Origin of the sequence: Methylobacterium sp. EM32 (assembly GCF_040593685.1) — a bacterium.
Lineage (GTDB): Bacteria > Pseudomonadota > Alphaproteobacteria > Rhizobiales > Beijerinckiaceae > Methylobacterium.
Map to the genome: position 1 here is coordinate 136,107 of NZ_JBEXZS010000091.1, position 10,834 is coordinate 146,940.

The window sequence follows — 10,834 nt, forward strand, 5'->3', positions numbered from 1 at the left end:
AGCGGTGATGCATCCCGCCATCGACGCGATCCATCGCCTTGAGGAGACGGACGATGTCGCAGTACCGCGTACTGTTCGCCAAGCAGATCCTCGGAGTCCCGTTCACCGTCGGGACCGTGGAGATCACCCGTGCCCGCGACCCGGAGCGGGCGGTGCGCGCCGCCGCCCTGCGCTTTGCGCGCCAGCACGGCGTCGAGGATTGGCGCGAGCGGGCCGACGTGGCCGCGCTCGACGGGGCGGCCCAGCCCGCCTGACCGGCTCCCCCATATCCACGGTTCGATGCAGCGCCCGATTGCCCCGCGATCGGGCGCTGGCCTATGAGGGGCGACGACCCGACTGACCTAAGCGGACGAAGCGTTGGCAGGCCAACGCTTCGTCCGCTTAGAGTCTTGTATTTTCGCAGATTTCTACCGCAAAACCGGCCGCCACTTTTGCGAAATCTGCTCAGAGGACGCCCCGCCCGATGGCACGCCTGCGCTCCGATTTCTGGGTCGCCGCCCACCTGCGCCGCTGCGCGGTCGAGGGGGTGAGCGCGGTGCAGCGCCGCCGCGGCGCGCCGGAGGCGGGGGCGATCTTCGTCAAGGTCGACCGCCTCGACGGGAGCGCCGACCTCTACGGCCCGGCGCCCCAGGCCATGTTCGAGGGCAACGAGGAGGGCGGGCGCCGCTTCGAGGCCCTGATGCGCGAGGCCCTGCCGCCGGACGTCGAGGCCCGGCTCGCCAAGGAAATCCGGTTCGATTCCGACCTCTGGATCGTCGAGATCGACGACCGGGAGGGCCGGCATTTCCTGGACCTGTCCGCGTAGGGTCTTCGGCCAGTCGGCTGTCCGCCGGCGCTGGAACGCGGCATAAGGGGGGACCGCCCCCGAGGCGGTGGCATCGGCCCTGCAAGCGTCGCGGGGCCTCAGGTTCTCGCACCACCCCGTCAGGCCCGCACGCTTCCCATGACGTCCTCCGATTCCACGCTCCCCGCCATCAAGGACCTCCTCGCCACCCTCGTGGGGTTCGAGACGGTCAGCTCGGCGAGCAACCTGCCTCTCGTCGATCACGTCGAGGACTATTGCCGCCGCCACGGCGCCGCGGTCGAGCGGGTGGTCGATGCGACCGGCGAGAAGGCGGCCCTGTGGGTCACCGTCGGGCCGGCGGACCGGCCGGGCTACGTGCTGTCGGGCCACAGCGACGTCGTGCCGGTGGAGGGCCAGGACTGGACGCACGACCCGTTCCGGCTGACCGAGATCGACGGGCGCCTCTACGGCCGCGGCACCTCCGACATGAAGGGCTTCCTCGCCGTCTGCCTGGCGCTCCTGCCCGAGATGGCGGCGGCTCCCCTCGCCCGCCCGCTGCACCTCGCGATCTCCTACGACGAGGAGATCGGCTGCCTCGGCGTCCGGCCGCTCATCGCCCATCTCCGCGAGCGCGGCGTTCAGCCTCTCGGCTGCTTCGTCGGCGAGCCGACCGGCATGGCGGTGGTGATCGGTCACAAGGGCAAGTACGGCGCGAAGGCGACCTTCCGGGGCCGGGCCTGCCACTCGGCGCTGGCGCCGACGGGGGTCAACGCGATCGAGTACGCGGCGCGCTTCATCGACCGGGTGCGGCTGACCGCCGAGGGCCTGGCGAAGAACGGTGCCCGCGACGACCTCTACGACGTGCCCCACACGACCGGGCTCACCGCCCTGGTCCAGGGCGGCACGGCGCTCAACATCGTGCCCGACCGCTGCACCGTCGGGTTCGAGTTCCGGGGCATCGCCGCCGACGATCCCCGCGCCCTCGCCGAGACGGTGCTGGCCTATGCCCGCGACGTGCTGGTGCCGGAGATGCAGGCCCGCGATCCGGCGTGCGGCCTCACGGTCGAGCCGGTGATCGACTATCCGGGCCTCGACATCGCCCCCGACGCGCCCCTCGTCACCCTGGCCAAGCGGCTGGCCGGCCGCAACGCCCACGCCAAGGTGTCCTACGGCACCGAGGCCGGCCTGTTCCAGAGCCTCGGCGACATCCCTTCGGTGGTGATCGGCCCCGGCGACATCGCCCGCGCCCACAAGGCCGACGAGTATGTCGAGACCGGCGAGCTCGCGGACTGCGCCGCCTTCCTGCGCCGGCTGATCGCCGAGAGCTGCGCGTAGAGGCCATGACGGCCCCTCGGCCGGGCCTGCCCGGCCGGCGCTTGACCGCGGCCGCGTCGAGGCGGATGACCGCGCGCCCAGTTCCGCCCAGCGTGCACTTCCATGATCGTCCGTCCCCGGCCCGGCGCTCTCGCGATCCTGTTCGCGTGGCGCGGGTCGATCCTGCCGCAGATCGCCCCGCAGGTGGTCGCCCTCACCGCCATGTCCTGCCTGGTGGTGGCGACGGAGCGGGGCTGGGCCCACGCGATCCCGCTCAATGCCGGGATCGGGCCGTTCACGCTGATCGGCCTCGCCCTCTCGATCTTCCTCAGCTTCCGCAACAACGCCTGCTACGACCGCTGGTGGGAGGCCCGGAAGGTGTGGGGTGCCCTGATCGTCGAGACCCGGGGCCTCGCCCGGCTGCTCGGGGCGCTGCTGCCGGCGGATGGGGCAGGGAACGAGGCGCTGCGCCGGCGCTGCCTCGACCGCCTCGCGGGCTTCGCCCACGCGCTCCATGCCCGCCTGCGCGGGCGCGACGCCGCCGCGGCGGCCGCCCCCTTCCTGCCGGAGGCCGAGCGCGGGCGGCTCGCTGCCTGCGCCAGCCCGGCGGACGCGGCGCTCTCGAACCTCGCCGCCGATCTCGGGGCGGCACTGCGGGAGGGGTCCTTGAGCGACGTATCGTTCGGCCTGTTCGAGCAGAAGCTCGCCGGGCTGTCGGGGGTGCAGGCGGCCTGCGAGCGCATCCAGGGCACGCCCTTGCCCTTCGCCTACACGCTGCTCCTCTACCGCACCGCCTGGCTCTACTGCCTGCTCCTGCCCTTCGGGCTCGCCGCCTCCCTCGGCTGGGGCACGCCGGTGGCGACGGCGCTCGTCGCCTACACCTTCTTCGGCCTCGACGCGCTCGGCGACGAGCTGGAGGAGCCGTTCGGCTCGGCCGCCAACGACCTGCCCCTCGACGCGCTCCTGCGCACCGTCGACGGCGTGGTGCAGGACGCGCTCGGCGCGCCGGTGCCGCCGCCGCTGGCGCCGGAGCGCTACTGGCTGCGCTAAGAGCGCAGCCGCCTGCGCTGAACGAGGTTACTGCCCCGGCATGGTGAGGACGAGCGGCCCGTTGCGGGTCGCCACCACCGTGTGCTCGTACTGCACCGTCAGGGCCCGCGGGCGGCTGTAGAGGGTCCAGGGATCGTCGCCGTCGTTCTCGGCGAAATCGGCGCCGAGCGACAGGAACGGCTCGACGGTGAAGACCAGCCCCTCGGCCATGATCCGGCGCTCGGAGGCGTCGGGCCAGGTCGCGATCTCGGTCGGCTCCTCGTGCAGCGAGGCGCCGACGCCGTGGCTCGCGAGGTTGCGCACCAGGGTGTAGCCGTTCTTCTTGGCGAAGGCGCCGACCGCCCGGCCGATGCCGGAGAGCGGCTTGCCGGCCCCGACCTGGCGCAGGCCCGTCCACATCGCCCGGCGCCCGTCGCGGCACAGCCGCTCGACCGCGCGGGTCACCGGCGGCACCGCGAAGGAGGCGCCGGTATCGGAGAACCAGCCGTCCTTCTCCGCCGAGACGTCGATGTTGACGAGGTCGCCGGGGGCGATGCGGCGCTCGCCCGGGATGCCGTGCGCGACCTCCTCGTTGACGCTGATGCAGGTCGCGCCGGGAAAGCCGTAGACCATCTCGGGCGCCGGCCGGGCACCCGCCCGCTCCAGGAAGTCCCGCCCGATCGTGTCGAGCTCGAAGGTGGTCATGCCGGGCCCGATCGCCCGGCCCATCGCCTCCAGCGCCTCGGCGACGATGCGCCCGATCCGGCGCAGGCCCTCCAGCTCGTCGTCGCTCGATACCGTCATCTCGTCGTCCCTCGCGCGGCAGGTCGCAGGCCCCGGCGGGGAGCTTGTGCCATCGCGGCGGGGTTCCGGCCAAGCGTCAGACGCCGGCCAGGGTCCGCGTGAGGTCGCTGTCTGCGTCGGTCAGGTCCTCGATGACGCTGAAATGATGCCGCCCGGCGATCTCGAACGCCCGCGTCTCCGCTCCGAGCCCGTGCCAGACCGTCGGCAGCAGCAGGTTCTGGCGCCGGAATTCCGGCAATTCGTCGCCCCCCGCGACGGCGACCAGCCGGGCGCCCGGGCGCGGGGCGAGGAGGGCGGGGCTCTCGGCCCGGGCCTCGGCGGGATCGAGGCGCAGGGTCTCGTTCATCCCCGTGCCGAGGAGCGGGCGCAGGTCGTGGACGCCGCTGATCGACACCACCCGGGCGAGGCGCTCCGCGCAGGCGAGGGCGATGTCGGTGCAGAGCATGCGGCTGACGAGGTGGCCGCCGGCGGAGTGGCCGGAGAGATGGATCGGCCCCGCCACCTCGGCGCTCGCCCGGTCGAGGAAGGCGGCGATCTCGGCGGTGATGCCGGCGATGCGCGCCTCCGGGCAGAGCGTGTAGCTCGGCAGCGCGACGGCGAGGCCGTGGGCGAGGGGTCCCGCTGCGAGATGTGACCAGACCGAGCGGTCGAACGCCTTCCAGTAGCCGCCATGGACGAACACCGCGAGGCCCCGCGGCGCGCCCTCGGGCAGGAACAGGTCGTAGGCGTGGCGCGGCCCGGCGCCGTAGGGCAGGCCGAGACGGGCGCGGCCCTGCTCCGACAGCCGCTCGCGGAAGGCGGAAGCGGCCTCGCTCCAGCGGGCCGGGTAGGCCTTGGCGTCGGGGACCGCCCCGACATTGTCGTAGGCGCGGTCGATGTCCCCGAGGGCGCTGTCGGTCGTCCAGGATGGAGCCTGCATCACGCTTCGTCCGGCACGATCGCGGTCGCCTCGATCTCGACCAGCGCCCCCGGCTCGACGAGGTCGGCGACGCCGACGAGGGCCATGGCGGGGAAGTGCCGGCCCATCACCCGGCGGTAGACGGGCCCGAGTTCGGCGAGCGACGCGCGGTAGGTCTCGACGCTGCGCACGTACCAGGTCAGGCGGGCGACGTGCTCCGGCCCGGCGCCGGCCTCGGCGAGCACCGCCAGGATGTTGCGAAGGATCTGCTCGACCTGGGGCACGAAGCCCTCGGCCAGCACCTCGTCCGCGTCCCAGCCGATCAGGCCGCCGGTCATCACCACGGTACCGCGGCCGGCCATGCCGTTGGCGTAGCCCTTGGGCTTCTTCCAGCTCGGCGGCTGGAGGGTGGTCAGGGCCGGCGCCCCGGTGTCGGGGCGGAGCGGGATCGGGCTGGCGGTCATGCGGAGTCTCCCTGAATGGTTGCGGCCTCCGCCTCGGCCTGCTTACGCAGGGCGAAGCGTTGCAGCTTGCCGGATTCGGTCTTCGGCAGGGCGGCCACGTAATGCACCGCCCGCGGATACTTGTAGGGTGCGAGATCCTGCTTCACGTGATCCTGCAACGCCTGCGTCATCGCCGCGTCGCCGATGAAGCCGGCATTCAGCACCACGTAGGCCGCGACGATGCGGCCGCGCTCCGGGCAGGGCGCCGCGACGACGCCGCATTCGGCCACCGCCGGGTGGGCGAGCAGGCTCGCCTCCACCTCCGGCCCGGCGATGTTGTAGCCGGCCGAGACGATCATGTCGTCGTTGCGGGCCTGGAACCAGAAATACCCGTCTGCATCCTGCAGGTAGGTGTCGCCGGTGACGTTCCAGCCGTCCTGGACGTAGACGGTCTGCCGCTCGTCGGCGAGGTAGCGGCAGCCGATCGGCCCGCGCACCGCGAGGCGGCCCGGCACGCCGGGCGGGCAGGGCCGGCCGGCCTCGTCGATCACCCTGGCCTCGTAGCCCGGCACCGGCTTGCCGGTCGCGCCCGGGCGGATCTCGTCCTCGGGCGAGGCGATGAAGATGTGCAGCATCTCGGTCGCGCCGATGCCGTCCATCAGCTTCAGGCCAGTCGCCTTCGACCAGGCATGGAAGGTCGGCGCCGGCAGGGTCTCGCCGGCCGATACGCACTTTCGCAAGCTCGACAGGTCGGCTTGCCCGATCAGCCCCAGCATCGCCCGGTAGGCGGTCGGCGCCGTGAACAGGATCGTGGCGCGGTGGCGGGTGATCGCGGCGGCGAGATCCGCCGGGCCGGCCTTCTCGAGCAGAACCGCCCGGGCGCCGACCCGGAACGGGAACAGCACCAGCCCCCCGAGGCCGAAGGTGAAGGCGAGCGGCGGCGAGCCGATGAACACGTCGTCCTCATTCGCCCGCAGGACCTCGCGGGCGTAACAATCGCAGATCACCAGGAGGTCGCGCTGGTAATGGATCGTCGCCTTCGGCAGGCCGGTGGTGCCGGAGGTGAAGCCGAGCAGGCACGGATCGTCGGCCCGGGTCGGCGGCGGCTCGAACTGGTCGGTGGCGCCGTCGAGGAGGTCGCCGAGCTCGCCCCCGGCGGTGCCGCGCCAGGTGACGACCCGCACCGGCTCGGTCCGGCCGTCGGCGGCTTTCGCCATCTCGTCGATCAGCCCGGCATCGCAGAGCGCGAGCGGGATGCGGGCCTTGTCGAGGATCTGGGTCAGCTCGCGCGCCCGCAGCAGCGGCATCGTCGCCACCACGATCCCGCCCGCCTTGATGATCGCGAGGTACAACGCGACCTTGGTCGGGTTGTTGGCCGAGCGCAGCAGCACCCGGCCCCCCGGCACCAGGCCGAGGCGGTCGACGAGAACGTTCGCCATCCGGTCGATCTGCCGCTTCAGCGCGGCATAGGTCCAGGTGACGTGCTCGCCGACGAGGGCCACCCGGTCGCCGCGCCCCTCCGCGACGTGGCGGTCGACCAGCTCGACGGTGGCGTTCAGGTGCTCGGGATAGCCGAGCCGGTCGAGGTTGACGAAGTCCGGCATCCGGTCCGGCGGCGGCAGGTTGTCCCGCACGAAGGTGTCGGGGCGCCGCGCCCACGGGCTGGCACCGGGGCCGATGGCGGCCTCCGGTTGCGCGGACTCCTCTTGCGCGAAGGCCGAGGTTTCCGGGCTCTGGGTCTGCGGCATTCGGGTCTCCGGCACGGCAGCCTCCATCGGACACTCCTCTGGTGAGATTCTGCCCTCAGGCGAGAATCTGGCGGGCGATGACGAGCTTCTGGACCTCGGTGGCGCCCTCGTAGATCCGCAGCGCCCGGATCTCGCGGTAGAGCGTCTCCGGCACCGAGCCGGAGCGGACGCCCTCGCCGCCATGGAGCTGCACCGCCCGGTCGATCACCTCTTGCGCCGCTTCCGTCGCCACCATCTTGGCCATCGCGGCCTCGCGGGTGATGCGGGGCGCGCCCGAATCCCGTGTCCAGGCGGCGCGGTAGACGTGGAGCGCCGCGGTATCGATCGCCGTCGCCATCTCGGCGAGGCTGGTCTGGGTCAGCTGCATCGCGGAAAGCGGTGCGCCGAACAGCTTTCGCGATTGTGCGCGCCGGAGCGAGGCGTCGAGGGCGCGGCGGGCGAAGCCGAGCGCCGCCGCGCCGACAGTCGCGCGGAAGACGTCGAGCGTCGCCATCGCGACCTTGAACCCGGCCCCGGCCGGGCCGATGCGGTTCTCCGCCGGCACCCGGCAATCCTCGAAGCGCAGGCGCGCGAGCGGGTGGGGGGCGATGGTGTCGAGGCGCTCCGCGATGGTCAGGCCCGGCGTGTCGGCCGGCACGAGGTAGGCCGAGAGGCCCCGCGCGCCTGGTGCCTCGCCGCTGCGGGCGAAGACGACGTAGGTGTCGGCGATGCCGCCGTTCGAGATCCAGGTCTTCTCGCCGGTAAGCCGCACCATGCCGCCATCGGCTGGCGCCGCCGCGAGGGCGATCTGGGCGACGTCCGAACCCGCTTCCGGCTCGGTCAGCGCGAAGGCGGCGATGCGGCGGCCCGCCCGCACCCCGGGCAGCACCGCCTCGCGCTGCGCCGCCGTGCCGGCGAGGGTCAGCGCCCCGGTGCCGAGACCCTGCATGGCGAAGGCGAAGTCGGCGAGGCCGTCATGGCGGGCGAAGGTCTCGCGCAGGAGGCACAGGGCGCGCACGTCGAACACCCCGTCCTCGGGGGCGGCGAAGCGCAGGAACCCTGCTTCGCCCAGCGCCGACACGAGACGCCGGCACGAACCGTCGACGTCGTGGTGGTCGACGAGGGCGGGCACCGTGCGGGCGGCCCAGTCCTCGGCCTCCGCGGCGAGGTCGCGGTGGCGGGGCTCGAAGAAAGGCCAGTCGAGGAAGGTTTGGTCCGGCATGTCAGCGACCTCCGGCGTGAGTCACCCGAGCCGTAGCAACACCCGTCCCACCCGCACCCTCATCCTGAGGTGCCCACGCAGTGGGCCTCGAAGGAGGGCTCCAGGGATCTCGGAGCCTCCTGGAAGCCTCCTTCGAGGTCAGTCGATCTGGCATCGACTGACACCTCAGGATGAGGTTCGGGGTGGGAGGAATGGGGTCAGTGAGGATCATCGCTCAATTCCCCTCGAAGACCGGTTTCGTCTTGCCGGCGAAGGCCTCGAAGGCCCTGCGGAAATCCTGGGTCTTCATGCAGAGCGCCTGGGCCATCGCCTCGGCGTCGATGGCGGCGTCCACCCCCATCGCCCATTCCATGTGCAGCATCCGCTTGGTCAGGCCGTTGGCGTAGGCCGGGCCCTGCACCAGCGCCCGGGCGGTCTCGCGGGCCGCGTTCAAGGATTCTCCGGCCGGCACCAGGCGGTTGAAGAAGCCCCAGCGCTCGCCCTCCTCGGCGCTCATGAAGCGGCCGGTGTAGAGGAGCTCCGAGGCCCGGCCCTGGCCGACGATCCGGGGCAGGATCGCGCAGGCGCCCATGTCGCAGCCGGCGAGGCCCACCCGGTTGAACAGGAACGCCACCTTGGCGCCGGCACCCGCCACCCGCAGGTCGGAGGCCATGGCGATGATCGCACCCGCCCCCGCGCAGACGCCCTCGACGGCGGCCACGACCGGCTGAGGGCAGGCCCGCATCTCCTTGACGAGGTCGCCGGTCATCGTCGTGAAGGCGTGGAGGTCGGCAGCGCCCATCGTGGTCAAGGGCTCGATGATCTCGAACACGTCGCCGCCGCTGGAAAAATTGCCGCCCGCACCCGTGACGACGACCGCCGTCACGCTCTCCTCGAAGCGCAGCGCCCGGAAGGTGTCGCGCAATTCCGCGTAGCTCTCGAAGGTGAGCGGGTTCTTCTTCTCCGGCCGGTTCAAGGTCACGGTCGCAATGCCGTCTTCGATCGCGAGGCCGAAATGCTGCGGCGTGAACCCGGCGAGCGGGGCCGCGATGGCGTTCTGGCGCCTCATGGTGCCTCCCTGGCGTGTCGGTTTGGGTTTGGCCGGCGCGCCGCCCGGCCGCACCGAGGCCTTGAGGGCGGAGAGCTGGGTCGAGAGCGCGTCCTGCTCGGAGGGATCGAGGGCGCCGACGAGTTCGGCGATCCAGTCGGCATGGGCCCGGGCCATCCCGGCGAAGACGCGCCGCCCCTCCGCGGTCAGGCGCACCTGCACCGCCCGGCGGTCGGTTTCCGAGACCTGGCGGTCGATCAGTCCTTCCTGCGCCAGCCGCTCGACGAGGCCGGTGACGTTGCCGTTCGACACCATCATCCGGCGCGACAGCTCGCTCAGCATGATGCCGTCGGGCGCGCGCTCGAGCTGCGCCAGCAGGTCGAAGCGCGGGAGCGTGGTGTCGAACTGGTCGCGCAGGCGCCGGCGGATCTCTGCCTCGATGGTGTTGGCGGTGGTGAGCAGGCGCAGCCACAGCCGCAATTCGCTGCGGTGCCCGGGGACCTCGGCGGGAATCTCGACTGGGGCGTTCACAGCTCGCCTCCCGCCACCGCGACGGCCTGGCCGGTAACGGCGCCGGCCTGCCGTCCGGCGAGCCACAAAACCGCGTCGGCCACTTCCTCAGGGCGGATCAGGCGGCCCATCGGGTTGTGGCGGGTGAATTCGGTCATGAGGTCGTCGCGGGCCCGGCCGGTCTTCGCTTCGAGCCCGTCGATGGCGCTGCCGACGAGGTCGGTGTCGGTGAAGCCGGGGCAGACCGCGTTGACGGTGATGCCGGTGGCGGCGAGTTCCAGTGCCAGCGCCCGGGTGAGGCCGACGACGGCGTGCTTGGCGGCGCAATAGGCGCTGACGTAGCCGTAGCCCTTGAGCCCGGCAGTGGAGGCGATCGTGACGATCCGGCCGCCGCCGCCCGCCTTCATCCCGGGGACGACGGCGCGGGCCGCGACCAGCACCGGCTCGACGTTGAGCGCCATCATCCGGCGCAAGGTGTCGACGTCGCTGCGGGCGAGCGGCGCGGTCTCGGCGCCGCCGGCATTGTTGACCAGGACCGCGACCGGGCCGGCCTGCTCCGCTGCTTGCTTCAGCGCGTGCTCCAGGGCCGCCGCGTCGGTCACGTCGGCCGCGACGGCGTGGGCGGCGCCGAGGTCCCGGCGGGCCCGCTCGGCCCTCTCCGGGCTGCGGCCGAGCAGAGTCACCCGCTCCCCCGCCGCCACGAACGCCGCCGCGATCGCCCGCCCGATGCCGCGGGTCGCACCGGTGACGAGGACGTGGCGGGGAGGAGGGGTGTGGGGCATGGATATTTCAACCTTAAAGGATTTGGGCGGATTTCCCCTCCCCCCTCTGCGGGGGAGGGTGGCCCCCGCGTCAGCGGGGGTCGGGAGAGGGGAACCACGCTTCAGGATAAAGCAGAGCCGTTCTGACGGGCTCCCCCTGAATCAGCGTCGCGCTGCCCCTCTCCCGCCCGGCTCCGCCGGGCACCCTCCCCCGCAGAGCTACGGCCTTAACGGATTTGATTCGTTCGCCGGAAAACGCCGTGCAGTGCGCGGCCAAGCCGAATCTAAGGTTGAAATCAGTACCCGCAGAGGCGT

The 10,834-nt window shown here is 72.3% G+C and carries 11 protein-coding genes and 1 pseudogene; 4 read left to right on the top strand and 8 right to left on the bottom strand.

The features are described from left to right. Positions 1–53 precede the first annotated feature (53 nt). The 4 genes from ABZT49_RS13915 (at position 54) to ABZT49_RS13930 (ending at position 3,148) form a co-directional block, all read left to right on the top strand. On the top strand, positions 54–254 hold the full coding sequence (locus ABZT49_RS13915; protein ID WP_109971605.1) for a hypothetical protein: 201 nt from the start codon (positions 54–56) through the stop codon (positions 252–254). A 209-nt stretch (positions 255–463) separates the two neighbouring features. Next, on the top strand, positions 464–805 hold the full coding sequence (locus ABZT49_RS13920; protein ID WP_355286629.1) for a DUF1491 family protein: 342 nt from the start codon (positions 464–466) through the stop codon (positions 803–805). A 138-nt stretch (positions 806–943) separates the two neighbouring features. After that, positions 944–2,119: an acetylornithine deacetylase gene (gene argE / locus ABZT49_RS13925; protein WP_355286630.1), complete on the top strand. Its 1,176-nt coding sequence runs from the start codon at positions 944–946 to the stop codon at positions 2,117–2,119. Positions 2,120–2,221: 102 nt separating this feature from the next. After that, positions 2,222–3,148, top strand: coding sequence for a bestrophin family protein (locus tag ABZT49_RS13930; RefSeq protein WP_355286631.1), 927 nt, complete (start codon positions 2,222–2,224; stop codon positions 3,146–3,148). 27 nt (positions 3,149–3,175) lie between these two features. On the opposite strand, the gene map is transcribed toward ABZT49_RS13930, so the two are convergent. The 8 genes and pseudogenes from map to ABZT49_RS13970 all read right to left on the bottom strand — a co-directional run bounded on the left by map (position 3,176) and on the right by ABZT49_RS13970 (position 10,540). Further along, positions 3,176–3,931: a type I methionyl aminopeptidase gene (gene map, locus ABZT49_RS13935; protein ID WP_355286632.1), complete on the bottom strand. Its 756-nt coding sequence runs from the start codon at positions 3,929–3,931 to the stop codon at positions 3,176–3,178. A gap of 76 nt (positions 3,932–4,007) precedes the next feature. Continuing rightward, on the bottom strand, positions 4,008–4,850 hold the full coding sequence (locus tag ABZT49_RS13940; RefSeq protein ID WP_355286633.1) for an alpha/beta hydrolase: 843 nt from the start codon (positions 4,848–4,850) through the stop codon (positions 4,008–4,010). Continuing rightward, the gene (locus ABZT49_RS13945; protein WP_355286634.1) at positions 4,850–5,293 is read right to left on the bottom strand and encodes a RidA family protein; all 444 of its coding nucleotides are present in this window, start codon (positions 5,291–5,293) and stop codon (positions 4,850–4,852) included. The genes ABZT49_RS13940 and ABZT49_RS13945 overlap by 1 nt, the downstream gene beginning before the upstream one ends. After that, positions 5,290–7,020, bottom strand: coding sequence for an AMP-binding protein (locus tag ABZT49_RS13950; RefSeq protein ID WP_407943499.1), 1,731 nt, complete (start codon positions 7,018–7,020; stop codon positions 5,290–5,292). The genes ABZT49_RS13945 and ABZT49_RS13950 overlap by 4 nt, the downstream gene beginning before the upstream one ends. Positions 7,021–7,075: 55 nt before the next feature. Continuing rightward, the gene (locus ABZT49_RS13955; RefSeq protein WP_355286635.1) at positions 7,076–8,221 is read right to left on the bottom strand and encodes an acyl-CoA dehydrogenase family protein; all 1,146 of its coding nucleotides are present in this window, start codon (positions 8,219–8,221) and stop codon (positions 7,076–7,078) included. Between the two features lie 214 nt (positions 8,222–8,435). Then, positions 8,436–9,269, bottom strand: a complete 834-nt coding sequence (locus ABZT49_RS13960) for an enoyl-CoA hydratase family protein (protein WP_355286644.1) — start codon at positions 9,267–9,269, stop codon at positions 8,436–8,438. 186 nt (positions 9,270–9,455) lie between these two features. Beyond that, positions 9,456–9,845, bottom strand: a pseudogene (locus ABZT49_RS13965) (MarR family transcriptional regulator); the annotation flags it as partial. After that, the gene (locus ABZT49_RS13970; protein ID WP_355286636.1) at positions 9,776–10,540 is read right to left on the bottom strand and encodes an SDR family NAD(P)-dependent oxidoreductase; all 765 of its coding nucleotides are present in this window, start codon (positions 10,538–10,540) and stop codon (positions 9,776–9,778) included. The gene ABZT49_RS13970 and the pseudogene ABZT49_RS13965, both read right to left, overlap by 70 nt. Positions 10,541–10,834 lie beyond the last annotated feature (294 nt).